The 25,782-nt window shown below is 33.9% G+C and carries 12 protein-coding genes; all 12 read right to left on the bottom strand.

All coding sequences use genetic code 11. The features are described 5' to 3' along the window. Positions 1-2: 2 nt before the first annotated feature. Complete coding sequence (locus H7F21_RS06455) at positions 3-2,360, bottom strand: ABC transporter permease (RefSeq protein WP_185788376.1); 2,358 nt, start codon at positions 2,358-2,360, stop codon at positions 3-5. Between the two features lie 211 nt (positions 2,361-2,571). Next, the gene (locus H7F21_RS06450) at positions 2,572-3,831 is read right to left on the bottom strand and encodes a S41 family peptidase (protein WP_185788375.1); all 1,260 of its coding nucleotides are present in this window, start codon (positions 3,829-3,831) and stop codon (positions 2,572-2,574) included. A 178-nt stretch (positions 3,832-4,009) separates the two neighbouring features. After that, a complete protein-coding gene (locus H7F21_RS06445; protein ID WP_185788374.1) occupies positions 4,010-6,457 on the bottom strand; it encodes an ABC transporter permease in 2,448 nt (815 codons plus the stop codon). Positions 6,458-6,493: 36 nt separating this feature from the next. Continuing rightward, complete coding sequence (locus H7F21_RS06440; RefSeq protein ID WP_185788373.1) at positions 6,494-8,908, bottom strand: ABC transporter permease; 2,415 nt, start codon at positions 8,906-8,908, stop codon at positions 6,494-6,496. Positions 8,909-8,969: 61 nt separating this feature from the next. After that, positions 8,970-10,169 (bottom strand): serine hydrolase domain-containing protein, encoded by a 1,200-nt coding sequence (locus tag H7F21_RS06435; RefSeq protein WP_185788372.1) that lies wholly within the window; start codon positions 10,167-10,169, stop codon positions 8,970-8,972. Positions 10,170-10,333: 164 nt separating this feature from the next. After that, a complete protein-coding gene (locus tag H7F21_RS06430) occupies positions 10,334-12,799 on the bottom strand; it encodes an ABC transporter permease (protein ID WP_246431426.1) in 2,466 nt (821 codons plus the stop codon). Then, the gene (locus tag H7F21_RS06425) at positions 12,780-15,158 is read right to left on the bottom strand and encodes an ABC transporter permease (RefSeq protein WP_185788371.1); all 2,379 of its coding nucleotides are present in this window, start codon (positions 15,156-15,158) and stop codon (positions 12,780-12,782) included. The genes H7F21_RS06430 and H7F21_RS06425 overlap by 20 nt, the downstream gene beginning before the upstream one ends. Positions 15,159-15,170: 12 nt before the next feature. Continuing rightward, positions 15,171-17,549: an ABC transporter permease gene (locus tag H7F21_RS06420; RefSeq protein ID WP_185788370.1), complete on the bottom strand. Its 2,379-nt coding sequence runs from the start codon at positions 17,547-17,549 to the stop codon at positions 15,171-15,173. 27 nt (positions 17,550-17,576) lie between these two features. Continuing rightward, positions 17,577-19,997 (bottom strand): ABC transporter permease, encoded by a 2,421-nt coding sequence (locus tag H7F21_RS06415; protein WP_185788369.1) that lies wholly within the window; start codon positions 19,995-19,997, stop codon positions 17,577-17,579. A 46-nt stretch (positions 19,998-20,043) separates the two neighbouring features. Beyond that, the gene (locus tag H7F21_RS06410) at positions 20,044-22,443 is read right to left on the bottom strand and encodes an ABC transporter permease (protein WP_185788368.1); all 2,400 of its coding nucleotides are present in this window, start codon (positions 22,441-22,443) and stop codon (positions 20,044-20,046) included. A gap of 37 nt (positions 22,444-22,480) precedes the next feature. Beyond that, positions 22,481-24,916, bottom strand: coding sequence for an ABC transporter permease (locus H7F21_RS06405; protein ID WP_185788367.1), 2,436 nt, complete (start codon positions 24,914-24,916; stop codon positions 22,481-22,483). 160 nt (positions 24,917-25,076) lie between these two features. Beyond that, entirely contained in the window at positions 25,077-25,754 is a 678-nt protein-coding gene (locus H7F21_RS06400) for an ABC transporter ATP-binding protein (protein WP_185788366.1), read from the bottom strand. Between the last annotated feature and the right edge of the window lie 28 nt (positions 25,755-25,782).

Here is a 25,782-nt window from a genome sequence, read left to right as displayed (position 1 = left end):
CTTTACTCTGTTTTTAAACTCTCCGCAGGATTTGCAATCGCCGCTTTAATAGCCTGAAAACTTACTGTTAACATAGCTATTGTTATTGCACTAAAGCCCGCTACTGCAAAAACCCACCAGTTGATTTCTATACGGTAAGCATAATCCTGAAGCCAATTGCTCATAAAATACCATGCAATTGGTATGGCAATGACTATTGCAATTACAACTAACTTTAAAAAGTCTTTAGACAATAGTTTTACAACGCCCGAGACACTTGCTCCTAAAACTTTACGAACGCCTATTTCTTTTCGTCTTTGCTCAGCTGTGTATGCTGCTAAACCAAATAAACCAAGACACGAAATAAGTATGGCGAGTATCCCAAAAATCTGAGACAATTCAGCAATAAGCTGTTCATTTTTAAACTTGGCATCAAAGGCTTCGTCCACAAATTGGTAATCAAACGGATATGCTGGTAAGTGCTTTTTCAAGACCATTTCAATATCTACCAAAGCCTCACTTACCGGAATACCGTCTTTAGTCTTTATGTACATATAATTTCCACCATCTGGATAATTAAAAAACAATACTGGATCGCTAGAACCAAACATGTCACCATAGAGATAATCTTCAACAACGCCAACAACCTCAACATTAACATTATTGCCTCGTGTAATTCTCTTTCCTATTGCACTATCATTACCCATCATTTTTGCGAGTGATTTGGAAATCAATGTAGAACTACTATCAGCATCAATGTTATTACTAAAACCACGACCCTCAATAATTTCTAAACCTGTGGTGTCGAAAAAGCTTTGCGTTACATACCTATAAGAAATTAAAACATCTTCGGTATTTGTGCCACCTTCCCACTGCCAACCTGAACCATTAAATCCACCAGATAGTATTTCAGAATTACTTAAAGTAGCATTAGACACAGCACCTGAACTAATTAAATCTTGCTGAATAACATTAAATTTACCAATAGCTTCTTCATTGATGCGCATCGATAATAATTGGTCTTTATCGTAACCCAATTCTCTGTTTTTAGCAAATTGAATTTGTTGATAGACTATGATCGTTGCTATTATAAATACTATTGAAATGGTAAACTGCCCAACAACTAACCCTTTTCTTATTAACGAAACCGAACCTTCGGTAACTTTTAATCCTTTTAAAACGGCAACAGGTTTAAAAGACGATAAATAAAATGCTGGATATAAACCTGCTAGCAAACCACAAACGATAGCAATACTTGATAAAATAAATAAATGTGTTGGTTTTGTTAAGCCTAAACCCAAATCCTTATTTATTATTAAATTAAACTGAGGTAATAATACAACCAAAAGCAAAATACTCACTACCGTTGCAATAAACGATAACATCAAAGCCTCTGATATAAATTGTATAATCAGTCTCCCACGACTTGAGCCCATGGCTTTGCGCACGCCGACTTCGTTAGCACGTTTTTCGCTACGTGCTGTAGATAAATTCATGAAATTAATGCACGCTATAAAAAGAATGACAAACGCAATGATGGTAAATAAAGTCACTTGTTTTATTCGACCACCGACTTTTACACCATTCTCAAAATTCGACCTTAAATGCCAATCTTTCATGGCATGCAAAATGGCGTAATCGCTGGTTTCTTCTTCCTTTGAAGCTATTAAACCCCTTACTTTTTTATCAACAGTTTCAAAATTAGATTCTGGCGATAATTCTACAAAAGTGTCTGAAAAATTATTTCCATAAAAGGTCATCCATTCTTGACCGTCTGCGTAGCGCTCAAAAGGTGCTACCCAATTGAAAGGAAATGACGTATTCTTTGGTAAATTTTCAATAATACCTGTGACCAAATAATTATCTTTATTACTCATTTTTACAACCTTTCCCACTACCTTTTCGCCAATACCAAAAAGTTTTTGGGCAGTTCGTTGTGTTAATACAATGGCTTCAGGATTAGTAAACGCATCTTTACGGTTACCTTCAATAAATTTTAAACTAAAAATATCTAAGAAGTCCTCGTCAACAAAACGTCCACGGCTGTTTATAGCATTATCACCAACTGTAAATAAACGTTCTTGACTACTAGAGCGAGTTGATCTTAAAACCTCAGGAATATCATTTTTCATATCCTGAGCTAATGGTCCTGGTGATGCGTAGATTGTGTACCACTTACCTTCGTATTCTTGGTTGGTTGGTACGTAGTATACATTTTCTGAACGGTCAAAAGATTGGTTAAAACTCAACTCATCTTCTACCCAAAGAAAAATTAAACTTGCACAAGTGATTCCAATAGCTAACCCGAAAATATTTAAGAAGCTGTAACCCTTATTTTTCTGTAAACTTCTGAATGCTATTTTAATGTAGTTAAGAATCATAAATGTTCGTTTTTTGATTGATGATTGTCTTACACTAATTATATAGTAAAGATGATGCCAAACACATAAATACCTAACAAACAGGTTATTGCGTTTATTTGTAAAAACAAAAGTGTACGATTTCGATACACTTATTGTTCGTAACCGAACGGTCTCGTGCAAACGAAGTAGTGGCGAATAGCCGCTACTGCCGTTTTACACTTTGTTCGCTTTAGTTTTCTTTTTTCAGAATTTCTATCCCTTTATTGATTAAATGATTCTCGTCTATTACTTTTTTAACTTCTATCTGAGGTGCAATGCCATAGCCAACAAATTCTTTCCCATTAGACAGGTAATCTCTTTTTGAGCAAATTTGAAAGGCTCCTTTTCCTGGCAATTGGAAGCCAATTGGATTTCCTGTAGTCCCAGCTGTAGGTCTTCCTATCACGACTCCTCTTTCTGTATTCAAAAATGCCGAAATAAAATCTTCTGCTGCCGAATAGGTTTTTTCGCTAATTAAAACCACGACTGGTTTTGTATATCTTTTTGACGCTTCTTTGGGCTGAACAATATTACCTTCATTGTCTTGCCATTGCGTATTAAATCCATTTGAGACCCAAGCGGGCATATACATCAGTGTTTTCCAACGGGATGTCATAAACGGCTTATCAACAAAATGACTCAATACATAATTTGAATAACCGTTACTTCCTCCTTGATTTTCTGATACATCAATTATTAATTTTGGCATGCTTTGGATATTTTGGAAGATACTATCAAATTTAGCTTTCAAATTATCTCCCCAAAATCTACTGATTTTTAGATAGCCAATTTCTTCATTGAGCTTTCTAAATTCAAAAGTAGGAGTATCAGATTCCGGTTTAATCAATTTTCGACTGACCGGATATACTTTACCATTCTTGGTTTTCAACTTTATCTTTTCTTCTATATTTCCTTTGAGTAGATTATATTCATACACTTGAACATTCATGTCTTGTTCTGTGGAATAAGAAACATAAGGCTTTACTTTATTAGATGCATATTCGTGGATTGGAACTCCATCAATTTCGATAATTTCCATGCCTTTTTTAAGTCCTTGATTTTTGATGGTATCATTTAGGATTTCTGTAATGATTACTTGGTTACCAATTAACTCAGTCTTTATCGGAGTCGCAACTTCTTTAACCTCTCTCAACTGCCAAGGCACATATACTTTAGTATGACCGTCATTCAGTAAAGCGCAAAATTCTTGAAGTTTTTTGTAGTAATCGTATGTTGATTTAGTTTCTAATACTTTTGGAATATACTCTTGATACGTCTTATCCCAATCCAATGACGGTACTTGGTCAAAGAAAACAAAGTTCTTATCTGCTTCTTTCCATACTTTAGACAATCCGTAGATTTTTGCTTCATCCGTTAGATTTTCTGGCACTTGAGAGTAAGCATTTCCAATAATTGCTACTAATCCGAATAGTAAGATGATTTTTTTCATTTTTGATTGATTTTAGTTAGTGTACTATTTATTACCAATTATATAGTGAAGATGATGCCAAACACATAACTTATTATTTATCAATGTTTTAATTATATTTTTAAAACTAAAAATGTCCGATTTCAGTACACTTCTTGTACGAAATCGGACACTTTAAAAGTTTGAATAATTGAATATTTTATTCTGAACGTAAAGAATTTACAGGATTCGCATTTGCTGCCTGCAATGTCTTGGCACTAATTACAATGAGTGCAAATAAGATCATTGCACAACCGCTTATTAAAAATATCCAGAAACTAACGGTAGTGCGATAAGCAAAATCTTGTAACCAATTTGTAATACCGTAATAAGCAATGGGTACAGCTATAACAAAAGCTATTGCCACAAGGATTAAAAATTCCTTACATAACAATGTATTAATCTGCAAAAGTGTTGCGCCTAAAACTTTACGCACACCAATTTCTTTAACACGACGATTAGTAGTATAAATAACAAGCCCTAATAATCCCAAAACACTAATTAAAATAGATAAGCCAGTTGACCAATTTAAAAGTTTGGACACTTTACGTTCGCGTTTATAAAAATTAGCAACCGTTTCATCCATAAACTCCAATCTGTAATCTTCAGTTTCGGTGTAAACAGAATTATAAGCATTCTGTATTTTTTCTAAAGTCTGTTTTAATTGCTCTGGCGCAGTATTATTAAAAGCAATATGCACCGCTTGGTATTGGGAAAAATAGTTACGGTACCAATCACCTTTCAGTGCCATGGGTTTTATTTTTGATTTTAATGAACGTTGATGAAAATCAGCCATAACACCAACAATTGGCACATCTCTATCATGCAGTGACACTAAGTTACCTATAGCATCTTCGGGATTAGTAAAGCCTAAAATTTTACTGTAGGTTTCATTAATAACAAACTCATTTATGGTATCATTTTTTAAATTTCGTCCTGCTAAAAGTTCGATTGAAAAAAGGTCCAAGTATTCAGTATCACCAAAAACAAATTGTAACTCGGATTTGATTTGTTTTTCGCCGTTTGTAAAAGTGGTATTGGTTGAGTTAATTGAATTTGAAGCTGGTGCGTACCCACCAAGACTTACTTTTTTTATTTGTGGAATAGCTTTTAACTTTTCGGCAAAAATATTCTTTTTTGAAAGTTCAAGTTCTGATCTTGGGCTAAAAACTGAAACAATAGCATCGGTATTAAAGCCCATATCTTTACTTAACAAAAAATTAATTTGCTTGCCAACCAATAAGGTACCAATTATAAATATTTGAGCTATAGTAAACTGAAATACAGTCAAAAATTTACGTAACCCAACCTTTTGATTGCCAATAGAAATTTGATTTTTTAATACCGAAACCGTATTAACTTTTGATAATAATAACGCAGGATAAAAGCCTGATAAAATCGTTACTATAATTAACAGAATAAGAATAGAAACAATAATTATTGGCGATTTAAATAACGAAAAAGTTAAATCTGCTGCTACAAAATCCGAAAATACGTTTAGCAATCCTTTTGAGAGTATTAGTGACAGTACTGCCGAAAACAATACTAATAAAAACGTTTCACCCATGAATTGTCCAATAAGTTGCTTTCGTGAGCTACCTAAGGTCTTTCTGACTCCAATTTCTTTAGCACGTTGTGTGGCTTGTGCTGTGTTTAAGTTTATGAAATTTATACATCCCAAAAGCAAAAGAAATATAGCTACTAATGCTAAATTTTGTAAAAGCGGTTTACTGGCTTGTGTTTTCTCCCAATCGTAAATTCCGTAATCCTCGTTAAAATGAATATCGCTTAAAGGCTGAAGCTTAAAATACCTTCTTTCATTAAACTTACGGTCGTCATCATCGGTTTTATCGTAAGCAATTTTGTCTAATAGTTTTTGAACGCCTGCGACATCAGCATTTTCTTTAAACTTTACATACAATTGGGAGTTAGAGTTTGTATTGATCCAATAACGCTTTGCAATTTCTGTTTTTCTGCTGGTTTGTAGTAAAGTTGCGTGCGAAACAAATTCCTTAAAAACAATATCTGTTCGTTTTTTAAAATTTTCAACAACACCAGTAACCATAACGTTTATAGAGTCGTTATAGACTAATGTTTTACCAACAATTTCTGTCGGTGTAAGTTTCGGAAAATACTCGGCAGCTCTAGTTTCGGTTAATACAACTTGGTTTGGATTTTTTAAAGCTTCAGTTTTATTGCCTGCTAAAAATTTATACTCGAAAATATCTAAATAATTTTGATCCGCAAAAATCACAAACTCTGGCCATTTTAAAGTTCTGCCATTTAATCTATTTTCAACTTTTGCGGGTCTTTCAATATAAAATTCACTTATTGTTTCAAAGTTTGAGTTATCCTCAATCGCACCCTTTAATGCTAATGTTATGCCTGCATTGTAATATTTTCCGTCAGGATCTGTAAATTCTGAAACTATACGATATGTGCGATCTCCATCTTCATGAAAGTCATCAAATGTATAATCGTAATAGATCATCAAGCCTATCACAAAAGCTGCGCTAAACCCAATGGTTAAACCAATGATATTTATAAACGAAAACACCTTATTTCTCATAATGTTTCGCCATGCTATTTTAAAATAATTCCTAATCATGATTTTGATATTTTTGATTGATTATTACTGAATAACTTACTCTGTTCTCAATGATTTTACAGGGTTTGCAATTGCAGCTCTAATGGTCCGTTGACTAATTGTAATAACGGCAATGATTAATGCCAAGGCTCCCGCAGCGATAAAAATCCATAGATTTAACTCCATACGATATGGGTAGCTTTGCAACCATTCTGAAGTTGCCCACCATGCAATTGGAGTAGCTATTATAAAGGCAATCCCTATAAGTTTTAAAAAATCTTTAGTTAATAAGACGGTTATAGCTGAAACACTAGCTCCTACTACTTTTCTTATCCCAATTTCCTTAGTTCTCTGGATTGTAATAAACATTGACATAGCAAATAATCCGATACAACTTAAAATAATAGCTACGACTGAACCACTAGTAATTAAGGCCGCCATATTTTTTTCTCTTCTGAATGTTCTGTCTACGTTCTCATCTAAAAAAGAACCCAAAAAGGCCGCATTAGGTTCGATATTTTTGTAAGCTTGCTCTATCAAATGAACCGAATTGACCATATCCGAGGCGGCTACTTTAACAAAAGCATATTTTAATCCCTCTTCTCTATTGAGAAAAAGTGATAAAGGTTCTATTGTTTTCGAAATATCTTTAAAATGATAGTCTTTAACCACTCCGACAACTGAATAATTAAGACTATCTGTCACTGGAATTAATACGGATAATGGATTTTCTTCACTAAGCTCTCTTGCCATACTCTCATTTATGATAATAGCTTGGGCATCACTCTCCCTTGAAGCGTCAAAACTCCTGCCTTTTAGTAGTTGTAGCCCTAAAGTTTTTATGTAATCATAATCTACTGTTAGCGTATTTGTGCGGACACTTCTACCCTTATAGTCAAATCCCCAAACACTTGTATATTGACTACCATCTTTACCTCTGCCAAGATTATTATCAGAACCTGAAACACCCAATATATTTGTTTGATTTAATAAATCTTCTCGTAATAATTTGACGACGTCATAACTATTTTTCTTTCCATTTAAAGGGAATGAAAATACTTGCTGTTTATTATAGCCTAGGTCCTTATTACGCATATAATCAAGCTGACCTTTTAGAACAAAGGTGCCGCTGATTAGTAAGATAGCAATACCAAACTGAACGACAATCAGAGTATTTCGCAACCTATTATTACCAGTAGAATCCAATTTACCTTTTAAAGACTGAACAGTTGTCAATCGATTTAGCAAAACCGCAGGATATCCACCAACTATAAGCGATATTATCAAGACCAATAACAAAGCTGTAATAAGAATCGTAGGGGTAAATAAAACATTTAAAGTTGCACTGGTTCTAAATATAGTTTGGAAGCTATTCTTTAATAAAAAACTCAAAAGAATACCAAGACCAGTGGAGAATAGAAAAACAACCAAGCTTTCCAACCAAAACTGTAGAAAGACCTGTCTTTTTTCAGCTCCTAGCGCTTTACGCATGCCAATCTCTCGAAGTCGCTTTGAACTTTTAGCAATACCCATATTAATAAAATTAACGCATGCAATGAATAAAATAAGAAGCGCAATACCAGAAACGATATTCACTTTTGACCTGCTAATTTCCACATAGCCTTTGTCATAATTGACAAAACGTAAGTCTTTTACAGGTAATAAACCTAGCTGAAGAAAATCCCCATTCGCATTGGGCTGAGCACCGTCGCGTTTTAATTTTTCAATGGCACTTTTATACTGAAGGTTAGTGAAGTTACGACTGTTTTCTTCAAAAGCTTTGGTAGATACTTGATTATCCAATTCAATATAAACCTCATGGTATTGGGCGTTCCAGCGCTCCTTCGTTTCCTCAAAAGCTGGGTTTTTACTAAAGGGTATAGCTATATCATAAGTAATGGAACTAGCATCGGGCATATCTGCAGAAACAGCGCTAACAGTGAAAGGCTCTTTAGCTCCATTGATTAAAATAGATATAGTTTTACCTATAGGATTTTCTTCCTTAAATAATTTTCGTGCTGTTTCCTTTGTAATGACTACTGATTTTGAATCTTTTAAAAGGTTACTTGTTTGTCCTTGTATCATCGAAAAACTAAACATTTCAAAGAAATCAGCATCAACAAAAAGGGCATCTAATCCAAGTTCCTTATCCTTATAAATCGTTAACGCCTCATCTTCAAAATGTCTTGTTATTCTTTTTACTCCAGGCACTTCTGATTTCAGTGCTTCAGCGAATGGGGTTGGTTGACTGGTTCCAACTTCAGTACCTTTAGGGATTTGCCAGGTCATATGGACCTGATAGAGATTATCTCCGTTGGCATGAAACTTATCAAATGATAGTTGAAAGGTCGCGTACATGGCCAGTAATATTGCAACGCCAAATGCAACTGTCAATCCAAGCACATTTAAAGATGTAAAAACACGTTCCTTCCAAAGGTTTCTTATTGCTATTTTGAAATAATTCTTAAACATGATGAGTAGATTTTTGAATGATGATTTTATTTATTCATATCTTGAAATTTTATAAGATTGGCTAATTTGTTAAAAGAAAATCAAGTAAATTTTGATGAAACTTATTTCTGTTTTCTGAATTGGTAAAAAATACATAACCAACTTTTTTTTCTTTATTAAAGTAATACAAAGATGTATGACTTAAGTTATCGCCTCCATGAGAATAATTAATACCGTATTCGGATGCTTCTATAATCACTCCTAACCCATATCTCATTTCTGTTGACTTTTTTGTTGCCTTTTTTATTGATTGTATTTTTGTAAGCTCCTCATGAGATTCTTTTGATAATATTTTATTATTTATTAGTGCTTTTAAAAAGTATGAATATTCTTTAGCATTAGTCTGTAAGCTTGACGATGCTTTAAAATCTGGATATTTTTTACTTGTACCATATCCATCGTTTACTTTACCTCTAAAATGACCATCTACTCTATTCTTTTCCAAATAATCGTTCCATACAAAACTAGATTTTTCCATGGCTAGAGGTTCAAAAACAGCCGTTTTAATCAAACTTTGTAGTTCATTCTTTTCAACTCCCTTGAGATGTGCAATTACCTTAGCCAAATATTCATAACCTTCCCCTGAATATTGATACTTAGTTCCGGGTTGAAATTCTATGGTTAGTTTTCTATTTGGATCATAATTCCCGTCTTCATCTATATACCTCAAATTAGGAAACCCACTTCTGTGTGATAATACAATTCTAGCAGTTATTAATTTATAGCGTTCATCATAAGCTATATCAGGATACTCTATATATTTATACAGAGGCGTATCTAAATCTAGAAGCCCTTGTTCTACAACTTTCATAGCATAAAAGCTAAACACTGTTTTAGATAAAGAAGCTGCGTCAAAAATTGAAGAATTATCTACTCTTTCTTGGGTCTCAATATTTTTAAACCCTAACGCATTGTGATATACCATTTCGTCATCATTAACAAATGCTATAGAAAGTCCTGACATATTTAACGAATCCATTTGATACCTAATAAAAGCATCCATTTTTGATTTAGAGATAAGGTTACCATTAAAAGATCGAATAGAATCTTGGCTTTTGGTCTTGTAACTTTCAGCACGATTCATTGCTACAACATCTATTTCTTTATACCCTCTTTCTATGGTAATAATAGAACCAGTCGCATAGGATTGCATAGAAATTAATAATGTAAACAACGAAGTACATAAAAGATCTCTTAATTTTGATTTTTGGTGATGAAACATTTTTTCTTTTTTTGATTGATAATATTTATATAGTGAAGATGATGCCAAAGTTATAAGCAACTTAAAATCAATTATTTAACATTGATTTAAAAAATAAAAGTGTCCGATTTCGATACAGTATTTGTTCGTAATCGGACACTATAAAAAGCTTAATAAACACGTATTTACTCTGACCGCAAAGAATTTACAGGATTAGATGTAGCTGCGCTAATAGTTTTCCCTGCTATAGTTACTATGGCTATTACTAATGCAATTCCACCAGCCATAAGAAATATTAAAACATTAAGATCTATACGATATGCATAATTTTGTAACCACTTACTCATTGCCCACCAGGCAATTGGTGTTGCTACTAAAAAAGCAATACCTACCAATTTTAAAAAATCTTTAGTTAATAGTATTGTGATTGCAGATACACTTGCGCCTACAATTTTGCGTACACCTATTTCTTTACGTCGTTGTGCTACAATAAGTAATGACATTGCAAATAAACCAATGCAGCTCAAAGTAATAGCCAAAATAGAGCCACTACCTATCATTGTTATCATATTTCGTTCACTACGTAAAGTTCTGTCTATATTTTCATCTAAAAATGATCCCTGAAATTCTGCATTTGGCTCTACAGATGCCCATGCCGCTTTTACATCCGCATAAGACTTCTCTAAGTTTTTAGACTCAACTTTTACATATACATTTCTTAAATTCCAATTAGGTAATGCAAAAAGCGACATTGGAGCAATATGTCTATCCAGCTCTTGAAAATTAAAATCTTTTATGACACCCACAATAGAGAAAAATTTATCATCAATATTTATTTTTGAATTGATTAGGCCTCCTTCATTTAACTGTTTTGCCATTGACTCATTAATGATTACCGATAAACTATCACTAGCTAAGTTTTTATTAAAAGATCTACCCTCAACCAGATTTAAATCTAAAGTTTCGATATAATCTGAGTCAACAACCAACATATGTGTTTCTACTCCTCGTCCTTTATGTTCAAAACCTATAACACTAGTAGAGCGAGATCCATCCTTTCCAAGACCTAAAATGTTGTTAGATGCTGATACACTCAAAATATTAGTTTTATCCTCTAGAGCATCCCTAATTAATTGCATTGCTTGTTGATCGTTTCGCTTTCCATTAAGCGGAAAAGCTATCACTTGTTCCTTATTGAACCCTAAGTCTTTGGTTCTCATAAACTCAACTTGATCTTGAAGTACTAGTGTACTACTTATAAGTAATATAGCTATACCAAATTGTAATACCATTAGGCTATTACGCAAGTAGTTTTTGCCATTGCTATCCAGTTTTCCTTTTAGACTTTGTAGTGTTCCTAGACGGCTCATTAATATTGCCGGATAGCCACCAGCTATTAATGTTATACCAATAACACAAAGTATTAGAGTTATTATTAAAGATGGATTTAGAAAAGCTTCAAACGTGGCTCTTGTTCTAAATAGCAATTGAAAATGAGGCAATAGAAACATCGCTAACAGACACCCAAGGCTAGTAGATATTATAAATACTAAAATACTTTCTCCCCAAAATTGAAAGAATAATTGTTTTTTGTTTGCACCTAGCGTTTTACGCATCCCTATTTCACGTAGCCTTTGATCACTCTTAGCAATACTCATATTTATAAAGTTAACACAAGCGATAAACAAGATTAAAATCGCAATACCTAATACTAAATATGGCATTGTACGATTTACAGTAACTGGACCTTGACTGAATTTAGCAAACCTCATGTCTGCATAAGGCAATAATTTTATTTGTCTGTAATTACCTTCACTATTGGGTTGTACACCATCTCGTTTAGCATTATCAATTTCATTTTTATAGTGAAGTTGCGTGAAATCTTTTGTGCTGCTTTCAAACTGAATAGGTGTTACCGCTTTGGAAAGTTGCATATATACTTCATGATTTTCAACATCCCAGCGTCCGACTCCTCGCTCATAAGCATGATATGGCTGACTTTTAAAATTTAATATCACATCAAACCCTATGGAACTTGTCTCAGGAAAATCTTCTACAATTGCAGTAACAGTAAATGGTACTTCTTGCTCATCTCGTAAAATAGTAACCGTTTGGCCAATAGCATTTTCATCACCAAATATTCGTTTTGCTGCAAGCTCTGTCATAGCAACAGAAGATTCTGAAGTTATAGGGTTTTCTTTATCTCCTTTGATTATTGGGAAACTAAATATGTCAAAAAAATCAGGATCAACATAAGCACTACTCATACCAAGTTGCTTATCTTGATAACTCACCAACACACCAGAACCATTATATCGAGTTATCTTTTCAACTCCTGTAATTTCGTCGCGTAATGCAGCTGAAAAAGGCTCTGATTTAGATATATTAGCTTCAATACCATTTGGTGTACTGTCTTCTGAATACACCATATATATATTATCGCCATGTTCATGAAAACGATCATAAGAAAGTTCGTATATAGCAAACATGGCTAGCAATAGTGCTACACCAAATGCAATGGTAAGTCCAACAACATTAAGCGAAGTGAAAATTTTGTTCTTCCAAAGGTTTCTTATTGCTATTTTGAAATAATTCTTAATCATGATTTCTTCGGTTTTTGATTGACGATGTTTATTCTGTTTTAAGAGCATTAATCGGGTTTGCTGTAGCAGCTCTATAACATTGCCAACCAACGGTAACCATTGCTATTAAAAGTGTTACAAATCCTGCTAAGCCAAAAAACCACCATTTTAGCTCAATAGCATAACCAAAGTTGCTTAACCAATTCGAGCATAACCAATATCCAATAGGAAATGCAATTAGTGCTGCTATAATTACCATTTTACCAAATTCACTTGACAACATTTTTACGATGCCAAAAACACTTGATCCCAATATTTTGCGAATACCTATTTCTTTTGCTTTGCGTTCTGCTGTAAAAGTTGCAAGCCCAAAAAGACCAAGGCATGAAATAATAATAGCTAATGCTGCAAAAAAGTCAGAAAGATTAGCCACTTTTTGTTCTGAACTGTATAGCTTATCATAATCATTATCTAAGAAAGAATAGTCAAATGAATAGCCAGGATTAAACTTAACATAAATAGCTTCCATTTTTGATAATGTTTCACGCTCTGTCCCAGTATTAATTCTAGCCATTACATTATTTCCATAAGCCCTAAACCTAATAATTAATGGTTCCACTTTTTGATGTAGTGAACCATATTGGAAGTCCTTAACAATACCTACTATTTCTTGTTGATGTTCACCCTTTTGAAGTAATTTACCTATTGGATTTTCCAAGTTCATTAACTTTAACGCAGACTCATTAAGTATAATTTTATCATAGTCGTCGTTAAATTCTTTAGAAAAAGTTCGACCTGCTATTAATTCCATACCTAGGGTTTCTATAGCGCCATAACCCATTCTTGGAGATTGAAATACAACATGCTCTTGAGAATCTTTTCCAGGCCATATCCAACCACTATTATTATCGTTCCCTGCTAAAAAATCTCCATTCATTAGACCAACACTACTAATAGTTGGTATATCTTTCAATTCAGAAAGAAGAGCCTCTGGTCTTTCTATATTACTACCTATTTCAAATTGAATGACATTCTCTTTATGGTAGCCTAGATTTTTTGTTTGCATAAAATCAATTTGCTTATTGATCACCAGTATGCCTATAATAAAAATGATAGAAATCGAAAACTGAAAAATCACAAGTCCTCTTCTAATGAAAAATTCCCAGACTGATTTTGGAGCATTTCCTTTTAAAACTTCTACGGGTTTAAATGAAGACAATCTAAAAGCAGGATAGCTGCCTGCCAAGAACCCTGTTATTAAAATAATGCCTATAATTAACAGGAGTTGATTTACATCGAAATTCAATACAATATTTTTATCAGTAATAGCATTAAAATTTGGCAGAAACAGAATCACTAAAAGTATAGCAACCACAAGTGATATTAATACCAAGATAATCGCTTCGCTTAAATATTGATATATTAATGATTTTCGATTTGCACCAAGTGTCTTTTTTACACCAACTTCTTTCATTCTCCTACTTGCTTGCGCTGTAGAAAGGTTCATGAAGTTGATACAAGCGATGAGTAAGGTAAATAGTGCAATAATGATAAATAACCTTATATAAACAATACGCCCACCAACTTGCACGCCATTTTCATAGGGTTGATTAAGATATCTTTCCGAAAATTTTTGGACAAAACTTGTAAACTTAAATTTGCCATCTCTTTTACTATTAAGATAGTTGGCAATCTTTTTATTAAAACTAGAAATGTTTGTACCGTCTTTTAAGACTAAAAAGGATTTAGCATAATGGCCGCTCCAGTCACCAGCCCATCTGTCTGCATCTATCAATAAATCTGAATGTACAATATATTCAAATTGAAGTGTTGAATTTATAGGAGGTGTCTTAAAAACACCGGAAACAACTAAGGTCTCTTCTCCATTCCCATCGGTCCATTTATAATTCCAATTTAAAGTTTTATCTACGGCATCTTCTACGGTTTTAAATAGTCTTTTTGCTAAATCTTCAGAAATAACAACTTTATGCTTATTGTTTAAAACTTCACTTTGATTTCCAACTAACAAATCGAAAGAAAATACTTCAAAGAAATTAGGTGCTGCAAATAATCCTTTTGCCACTTGATCATTATCTTCATAAGTAAATACACCTTCGGGAGTAGCAAAATCGCTATTAACACATGTTGCTGATATAACTTCGGGAAACTCTTTGGTGAGTGCATCTGCTAGTAAAATTGGACTATCATCTAAAGTTATAATTTCATCACTCATTTTTAAATTTGAGATCACCTGATACAACTGTGCTTCGTTGTCATGAAATTTGTCTACACTCATTTCATCACTTACCCAAAGCGAAATAAAAAGCACACATGCCATACCAGCTGAGAGTCCAATTATATTGATAATAAAACTGCTCTTATACTTTTTAAAACCTCGAATCGCTATTTTAAGATTGTGTTTTAACATGGTTAATACTTTTTATTCCGTACGTAATGATTTTACTGGGTTAGTAGTGGCTGATTTAATTGCTTGAAAGCTAACCGTTGCCAAGGCAATTGTAATGGCTATAACACCTGCCATGATAAACATCCACCACTCTATATCAATTTTATAGGCAAAATCCTCCAACCAATTATGCATCGCGTACCATGCTAATGGTGCCGAAATCACAAATGCAATACCTACAAGTTTTATAAAGTCTTTGGATAACAAATTCACAATACTGCCTACAGAGGCACCAATCACCTTACGAATCCCAATTTCTTTTTTACGCTGTATTGTGCTGTGCGCTGCAAGTCCTAAAAGTCCTAAACAGGATATAAAAATCGCCAATAAAGCAAAGCTTAGAAATAAGTTTCCAAAATCTTCTTCGGCTTCATATTGTTCATCGAATAGTTCGTCTAAAAAATAATACTCAAATGGATCAGCAGGCATCATGGACAACCATGTTTTTTCAATAGCTCCTATGGTCTGAGTAATATTATTAGATGCGATCTTAACAGTCATAATATTTGTACTATTAGGATCCAATCGCATAGTGATTGGAGCTATATCTTGCTGAAGTGATCTAAAATTGAAGTCCTTAACCACACCTATAATCTGACCATTACTTCCCCATTGCTGATATCTTGCACCAATAGCATCCTTAGCATTTGTATAACCTAAAAGTGACACTGCTTTTTCATTAATAATCATGGCTTGTGTCGAGTCTGAAGCAAAGTCCCTAGAAAAGGCACGACCAGCAACCACCTCCATTCCTAATTGTGGTATATAATCCTCATTAACAAAATACAAATCTAAGTTCGCCACTTGTAGGTCTCCATTTTGGTTTTCTATTTCAGAGTAAGCTGCAGGATTTCCAGAACCAGGTACGCTAGACGCTAGAGCTATTCCTTTAACACCAGGTATTGCAGAGATACTGGTTTTAAGGGCATCTTGACTATTTCCAATTTGTGTAGGAATAACCAAAGTATGCTCCTTGTTGAAACCTAAATCTTGATTTCTCATATATTGCATCTGGTTATAAATAATAATCGTCCCAATAATCAAAGCAATAGAAATAGTAAACTGCACCACCACCAAACTCTTTCTTAATAAGACGCCTTTACTACCTTTAGAAAAACTTCCTTTAAGCACGCTAACTGGTCTAAACGATGATAAAACAATAGCAGGATAGATTCCTGCAACAACACCGATGCTAAGTGCAATTAAAAAGAGATAAAGGATATTAACTGGTTCAGTAAAAATACCTGAACTTACGGTTTTACCTGCTAGCGCATTGAAGTAAGGCAAACTCAAAGCTGTTAGTCCTACGGCTAAAAGAAAAGCTAATAGACAAACCACAACAGATTCGCTGATAAATTGAAATGCTAGTTGATTTTTTTGAGCACCAACAACTTTTCTAATACCAACTTCTCGAGCGCGCTCAACGGATCTTGCTGTAGCTAAATTTATATAATTGATGCTAGCAATAAGTAATATAAAAATACCAATTATTGAAAATATGTAAACATTATTAATATTTCCGGTAATATTTCCCCCTCGACTAGATTTTAAATAAACGTCTGAAAAAGGCTCCAAAAACAAGGTGACAAACATTTGCGACTGGCGCATTTGATCCCCTGTTCTTTTCTCGATAAATGCAGGAAATTTTGACTCTAAATCTTTTGGATTTACGCTTTCACTAGTCAATACATAATGTGATGGATCATAACTACCCCATTGTTCATCACGGTCACTAGGAGAAGCCGTAAACGTAATCATAGACATGACTATATCCGCCTGAATTTGTGAATTCTCAGGAATTTCTTTCATTACTCCAGTAACTACTCCTAAATCATCAAAACCTTCCAACTCGAGATTTTGCCCTATGGGATTATCTTGACCAAAATATTTATTAGCTATAGTCTCAGAAAGTACTAAGCTATTAGGTTGTTTTAAAATTTGAGTTTTATCGCCTTTAACTAGTTCAAAATCAAAAATTTCAAAAAATGACGAATCTACTGCCACAACATCTTCCTCAATAACCTTTTTATTGTTTTTTACTACGGTCAAATTTAAATTCATGACTCGAGTAGATTTAAGAATCTCGGGGAATTCCTGTTCTAAGGCTGGAGCGACAGGCCAAGCTGCTATGCTCGCTTCTATGGTTTCAGATGGTGTTTTAATATCTGCTACTATTCTATAAATCGAGTCAGATTTCTCATGCATTTTATCATAACTCAACTCAAAACTCACATATAATAAGACAAGAAATCCTGCGGTCATACCTATCGCAAGACCACTTATATTTAATGCTGTAAATCCAATATGCTTAAACAAGTTTCTGAATGCTATTTTGAAATAATTCTTAATCATGACTATTCGATTTTTAATTGATAATAACTATTCTGTACGCAAAGATTTTACTGGATTTGCCATTGCTGCCTTAAATGATACCAAACCCACTATGAATATAGTTCCCATTAATACTAAGAGGGCAACACCAACTATTGCTAGTTGATTAATTTCTATGCGATAAGCAAAATTTGACAACCAATTTTTAACAACAAAAATTGAAATTGGCCAGGCAATTAAGGTTGCTAAGACTATAAAACCTATATACTCTTTAACTGAAATTTTTAGAATAGAAGCTACCGAAGCTCCCAAGACTTTTCGTATCCCTATTTCTTTAGTTCGACTAATAATGAGTAATAAAGTAATACCTATAATTCCTAAAAGGGCAAGAAAAATGGCAATACTATTAAGTACAAAAACGAGACTTCCCATCTGTTTATCCTCAGCATGCAGAGCTTTGTAATTAGAATCCAGAAATTGAACTTCTAGCGGAAATGGTTCATTTAACTCGTTATAAGCGTTCTGAATTTTTTCTAAACCAGATGCAGTAGTTCCAGGTCTTAGAGCTATTATACTCATACCATACATACGGACACTATTTGAAACCACTATAAAATAAGGTTGAATTTTCTCCCTTAGGGAAAAGAGATTTATATCCTCGAAAATACCGTCTATTGTAAATGGGAAACCAACATTACCTTCTTCATCTGTAAACTCAGGCTCCGTAATAATTGTTAAACCAATAAGTTCATTCGGTGTTATATTTTTTATATCGGCCAATTTATTTGCAGCCGTTCGGTTGATAATAGTACGTCTAGGCTGATTTTCAGAATCATTTAAAATGGATTCAGATAAGGATGTTTCCAATCCATAGGCTTTTAGCGCAGCGTAATCCATGTAGAGCTGATTTGCATCATCAAAAATAATTTCCTCCCCTTCGATTTTATAGGTGAGTTGGTTATATGTTCCAATAGCTAAAGAAGAACCGTTAGCCACGGTCTCGACTTCTGGTATTTGTTTTAATTTCTGCTGAAATACATCAAGATTCTCAGGAGATGTATTTGCGTAAAGGATATTCTCTTTATTAAAACCTAAGTCCTTGTTCGCAATAAAATCTACTTGTCCTTGAATAAAATAGGAAATAGCTGTGATACCAATTATTATGACAAACTGACTTATAATAAGATATTTTCTCACTGAAAATTCTTGGTAGCTTTTTTCTTTTAGCCTATCCTGAAATAGGCTCATGGCACTCATTCCAGATAATTTAAATGCTGGTAAAATACTAGATACAATACCTATAGCTGCAGCCAAAAGAAGTATTGTAACATAAACCCTATATGCATTAGCAGGATCAAACTCTAACGACACACCCATTAATTCATTAAACACTGGTATAGCGAATGGCAATAAGATTATTGCCAATAATGCTGCTATCATCGATAAAAGAATGCCCTCAAAAACAAATTGCCTTGCCACCGAACTTCTTGAGGCACCTATAACTTTTTTAATTCCGATTGTTTTGGACTGTTTTGATTTTAGGGCGAACGTAAAATTAGAATAGTTAAAAACGCAAATGCATAAAATGAATACAGCAAAGCCTCCAATTAAAAGGACGTAATTTATATTTCCTGGTGGTTTTAGCTCATAAAGGATATTCGATTTGAGATGAATATCCGCGACAGGTTGTAAAAAATGCTTCTTAAAAGTTGGGTTATCAACAGTATTTGGAAAAATAGCTGCCCTAGCTTCTTTTATTTGTGCTTCAATAGTGCTTTGGCTGACTCCATTTTGAGCTTGGAGATACACGTGACTTCCCCAATAATCTAAATGCTTTGTATGCATTGCTAGTGAAAAATCAAAATGAGAATTGCCAGGAACATCTTCAATTATTGCGGCAATAGCATAATTTTCTCCTCCAATATTTACAGTCTGCTGAATTGATTCACCATAGTTATTCTCTTTTAATAGAACATTAGCAACGCTTTCTGTTAATATGACTGAATTTTGATTGTTATAAAAATCCGTAAAACTCCCGTACTTAATATCCCAAGTAAACAGTTCAGTAAAAGATCTAGGTGTATTGGTATACAGTACATCTTTTACTTTAATCTCCTTTTCATTGAAGCGTACATACTCTAAATCTGCAGTCGTTATAAAATGTGTGGCTGATTTCACTCCTGGCAAATCCGATAGTTTAGTGATTTGATTTATTTGCTCTTCTCCTTCACTACTATTCCAATTCTGGAAACCGATTATACTATAATCCTGCGAACGCAAGGTCGCTGCTAAACGATATATAGAATCCGAGTTTTTATGAAATTTATCATAACTCGTCTCAAAATTCAAATAGGCAATAGCAATATAAATCACCAAAATACTCGTGACTAGACTTACTAAATTAAAGCTCGTAAAAAGGGCGTTCTTTTTAAAACTTCTGAATGCTATTTTAAGACTGTTTTGTATCATGATTCTTATTTTTTTAGCTTAACTATTATTAAAAATGAATAGCCATTTATTCTGTCCGTAATGATTTTACAGGGTTTGCCGAAGCTGCTTTAATAGCTTGAAAACTAACAGTAATCAATGTGATTATTAGTGCTCCAAGACAAGCAATAAGAAACACATCCCAGCCTACTGAAGTTCTGTAAGGAAACTTTTGCAACCACCCACTCATTACATAATATGCTAAAGGCGAAGCAATTACTAAAGCTAACACAACTAAGGTTATAAAGTCTTTAGAAAGTAATAACCATAGCTGACTAATAGATGCGCCAAGTACTTTTCTAACACCTATTTCTTTAGTTCGCTGCTCTGCAACGAAAGATGCCAATCCAAAAAGCCCTAAACAACTAATAAAAATAGCCAGTGCCGTAAATACCCTTGCTAAGCTAGCCACACGTTCTTCTGATCTAAATTTCTTGCCATACTCTTCGTCTACGAACTGATAATCAAAAGGTAAATTTGGGAAGTTTGTCTGAAATGTGCTCTCAACAAGTTCCAAATTTTTGCTGACACTATTCTTCGGATTCAATCTTAAATTGTAATACGAAATATTTCCATACTGTTCAAACACATACATTGCTTGTTTAACTGGTGAATATGGCGATTGTACAACCATATCATCTATAACACCAATAATTTTTAGCGGTATCATTGTTGAATTTGGACTAGAGCCTCTAATATACTTGCCTATTGGATCTTGAATTCCCATATACTTGACAGCCGTTTTATTAAGAATAACTGCGTTAGAATCTGTTGCAAACTCTCGAGAAAAGCCTCGGCCGTCAATAAGTTTAAGACCAAGTGTTTTTACAAAATCATAGTGTACAGAAGTAAATGCCAAATCTTCTTGAAAACCTTCAGGTTTTCCCTCCCAAGTATAACCGCCACGATTAGACCAAACTTCTGTTGTAGGGCTACTCATTGCTGTCATATGTATGGCTCCTCCTGACGCAATAAATTGTTCGCGCATTATATCTTGTTTTCCAATAAACTCACTGCTCATCACTGGGATTTGAACCAAACCATTTTTGTCATATCCCGTTGGTCTATCCTTACTAAACTGAATCTGATTCATAACAACCAAAGTGCCAATGATTAGAGCAACTGAAATTGTAAATTGTGCAACTACTAAAACTTTCCGAGGCAGGGAAGCGTAGCGTCCTGCTTTAAAAGTTCCTTTCAGAACGGCAACCGGATTAAAAGATGATAAATACAAAGCAGGATAACTTCCAGCCAAGATTGCAGTCACCACAATAAATAATAATGTCGATAACCAAAACAAGCTATTTGACCATGGAAATAGTATCTCTTTACTGGCTAAATTGTTGAAACCGTTTAACGACAATAACACAATACCGATTGCTACTACGAATGCCAATAAAACAATAAGGAAAGACTCCGTTAAAAATTGAAAAACAAGTTGCCCTCTTTGCGACCCAATAGACTTGCGAATACCTACTTCAGTAGCTCGTTTTTCTGAGCGAGCTGTGCTTAAATTAATAAAATTGATACAAGCCAAAAGCAATACAAATACACCTATAATTCCAAATAGCCAAACGTTTTCAATTCGTCCACCGGTTTGCACGCCATTCTCCCAATCACTTCTTAGGTACCAATCTTTCATTGGAAACAAGAAAATCTGAGGATTAAACTCCGCTTCATCTGGTGCATTTCTTTTCTTCACATCAAGAATTTTAGCTGTTACAGCTTCCATCGTTGTATTATCGTTAATCTGAGCAAACATTTGAAATGAGTTATTACCCCAACTATCTTCAGCGTTTTTAACCCATTCTTCAGATGCTACATAAAACTTCCATGGCATTAAATATTTTAACCCGTTAAACGAGTTATTCTTAGATAAATCTTCATATACCGCTGTAACCTTTGCAGGATTAACATTATTTATTTTCACCATTTTCCCTATTGGATCCTCAGAGCCAAATAAAGTCTTTGCGGTCTCTTCAGAAAGTAATATAGAATTTGCGCCTTTTAGACTTTCTTTATCCCCTTTAATAATGTTAAGCTCTAACATTTCTACAGCTCCTTCTTGCATGTAGTTACCGGAAACATTTATATTCTTGTCACCATAACTAATATATCTCGTAAAATTCCAAGATGACATTATGAGATGCTTAAAATTATCTCCAAATTCTTCACGCATCGCAAACTCTAAAGGTCTAGGGATTGCAGGTCCTGTACCAACATTATTATTCGCAGATTCGTGCTGAAACACTTGCGCAATAGTGGCTTTTTCTTTGAAATAACTATCATAACTTAACTCATCATATATCCATAAACTAATCAGCATTGTAGCTGCCATACCAATGGCTAAACCAGAAATATTAATGAATGAATACACCTTATTCTTAAGAAGGTTTCTAAACGCTATTTTGAAATAATTTTTAAGCATAATTTCTAAGAATTACTGTTCGTTTTTGATGAATTTCTTATTCCGACCTTAAGACCTTTGCTGGATTTATTATTGCCGATCTAATTGCATGATAGCTTATGGTACACAATGCAATAACAATAACTGCAATACCCGCAAAAACAAATACAGTCCAAGACATCTCAATTCTATATTCATAATCTTGCAACCAAGTATGCATTAAGTAATAAGCTATAGGAATAGCAACGGTCAGAGCTACTAAGATTAGGATTAAAAAATTCTTTGTAAGTAGTTTAAAAATGGTTTGCACCGAAGCACCTAAAACTTTTCTAATGCTCATTTCTTTATTGCGTTGCTCTACCATATATGCTGAAAGCGCTAGTAATCCTAAACAGGCGACCAATATTGCTAAAATAGCAAAAGCAGTAAAAATCACTTTTATTCTACTGACACTATCATACATTTTCGCAAATGAAGCATCCATGAATTCGTATCGAAAAGCCATATTAGGTACAAACTCTTTCCACTTAGCTTCTAGTGATACCAATACTGCCGACAAATCTCTTGTATTCATTTTAACAGATGTAATTGTAGGACTAGTTCCCCTGAAAAAACATAGTGGTCTTACCGATGTTTTCATCGTATCGAAATTAAAATCTTCTACAACACCAATGATTTCATATAGTTGACCATACCTAGAAACTCTTTTGCCTAAAGGTTCTTTTAGTCTTAACGCTTTTACCATAGCTTGGTTCATAATAACTGATTGTTCGTCAGACACCCTGTCTTTAATAAAATTACGTCCTTCCACTATGTTCATGCCCATGGTTTCAATGTAGTCTTCATCTATAATCCATGCTTGCCCTGGAGTAGTTTCATCAATACCTTCTTTTCCTTCGTTTACAAAACTATTTCCATTTCGTTTTGTCCCTTCAATAGGCAAATAATCACTTATAGTAACATTACCAACTCCTTGTATTTTTTTAAGCTCTTCTTTAAAAGTTTCAAGACGGTCGTTCAAAACATTAGTGCTATGAATTTGAACAACTTGATCTTTCTCGAACCCAACTTTAGAATTTAAAATAAAATTCATTTGTTGATTTACTATTAGGGTCCCAACTATTAAAATAATAGAAACTGTAAATTGAAATACCACCAAACTGCTTCTTAGTCCACCTGATTTAACACCAGAAGTCAGCTTTCCTTTTAGAACATTAATAGGATTGAAGTTTGAGAGGTAAAAAGACGGATATAAACCTGCGAGTACACCCACTATTACTGAAGACGTCAGAACAATTGATATAAAACCAATACTAGACCAAGGTAGTATTAAATCTATTCCAGACATTGTTCTAAAAAGCGGCATTGATATAGCTGATAATGCTATACCCAGAATAAAAGCAATAAATGATATGAGTATAGACTCTGCCAAAAACTGACTAATAAGCTGTGTTCGCGAAGAACCAACAACTTTTCTTAATCCAACTTCTTTAGCACGGCTAGCAGATTTTGCTGTAGAAAGATTTACAAAATTTATACTGGCGATAATGAGAATAAACAAAGCTACGATGCCAAAAATCCAGATAACCTTTATATCATTTCGAAAACTTGATTCATAATTAACATGTGTAGAATAGAGATTAATATCAGTTAAAGGCTGTAAGTACATTTTTTCTCTTTCATGAGCTTGCTCCCACCCTGCAAATCCTGCCAGCTTATAGGATGGTTTTATATACTTTTCCATTAATGTACTGTTCATCTTATTTTCAAAAGATGAAACATCTATCCCTGCTTTTAAAACTATATAAGTAAAATAATTATTTTGAAACCATCTGGTTTGTTCGCCTTCTCCAAATTCCTCACCCTCTAAAGTGATGAAAGAATTAAAATCCAAATGAGAATTACTCTTAAAATCCTTGAATACACCAGTGATTTTGAATGGCCTTTCATTATTACCGTTCAAATACATACTCCGCCCAATAGGGTTTTGATTTTTAAAGTACTTTTTAGCAATGGCTTCAGAAATAACAATGGTATTTGGAGTTGAAAGCGCCGTTTTAGCTTCACCATTAACCATTACAATATCCATTATGTCAATTATAGACTGATCCGCATAGGCAAACCCTTCTTCATAATGTTGGGTAACTTCTCCATCAAAACGTATTTCATTACTTCCTGCTCCCCAAAACAAACCATTAGACATTAGTCTTCCTGAAAGTTCTACTTCTTCAAAATCAGTTAAAAGCGTAGGTGCTGTATTTGCTGAAAAATGTATACCTGCATCTACACGTTCTCCATCAATATAATCGCGATTCAATCTATATACATTTTCAGAATTTGAAACGTGTTGATCATAACTACTTTCATGAAGAATATAAATTGAAATCAAAATACAGGCAGCCACACCTATACTAAGCCCAAAAATGTTTATAAATGAAAACCCTTTATTCTTAAGAAGGTTTCTAAACGCTATTTTGAAATAATTTTTAAGCATAATCTCTAAGAATTACTGTTCGTTTGTTGATTGATTTGGCTGCAACACTTCAGTATAATTTTGGTTGATTAATTGATTGGCTGTATGTTATACTGAAGTGTTTTCACCTGGTTGATTGATTTTGATTGATGATTGATGATTGATTGATTGATAATATTATTTAAGCAAGAATGTTTTCAGTTACTTTTTGACCATCTAACATTCTAATGATACGGTGGCTATATTTGGCATCGTGCTCGCTGTGAGTCACCATGATGATTGTTGTCCCTGCTTCATTTAGGTCTATAAGCAAATCCATAACCTCGTTACCATTCACACTATCCAAATTACCTGTTGGCTCATCAGCCAAGATTAATTTCGGATTGTTAACAACTGCTCGTGCTACAGCCACACGCTGTTGCTGACCACCAGATAATTGTTGAGGGAAGTGATTTCTACGATGCATAATTTGCATTTTCTCCAAAACCTCTTCAACCTTTTTCTTGCGCTCTGCAGGTTTTACACCGGTATAGATTAATGGTAATTCTACGTTTTCAAAAACCGTAAGTTCATCTATGAGGTTAAAGCTCTGAAAGACAAAACCGATGTTGTGCTTGCGCAATTCTGAACGCTTACGTTCATTGTAACCTGCTACCTCTTCGCCATTGAACATAAAACTTCCTCCGTCTGGATCGTCCAATAAGCCCAAGATATTCAACAAGGTAGATTTGCCGCATCCCGAAGGTCCCATTATAGCAACAAACTCTCCTTCTTTAACTCCAAAGGATAATTTGTTGAGCGCAATAGTTTGAACTTCTTCCGTTTTGTAAAACTTCTCTAAATCCGTAATCTGTATCATTTTATTGTGTGTTATATTATTATTTAAT

The sequence above is a fragment of the Winogradskyella flava genome, from assembly GCF_014243395.1.
Classification (GTDB): Bacteria; Bacteroidota; Bacteroidia; order Flavobacteriales; family Flavobacteriaceae; genus Winogradskyella; species Winogradskyella flava.
The sequence above is the reverse complement of the archived record's forward strand: the minus strand, read 5'-3'. Positions and strand labels throughout refer to the sequence as shown.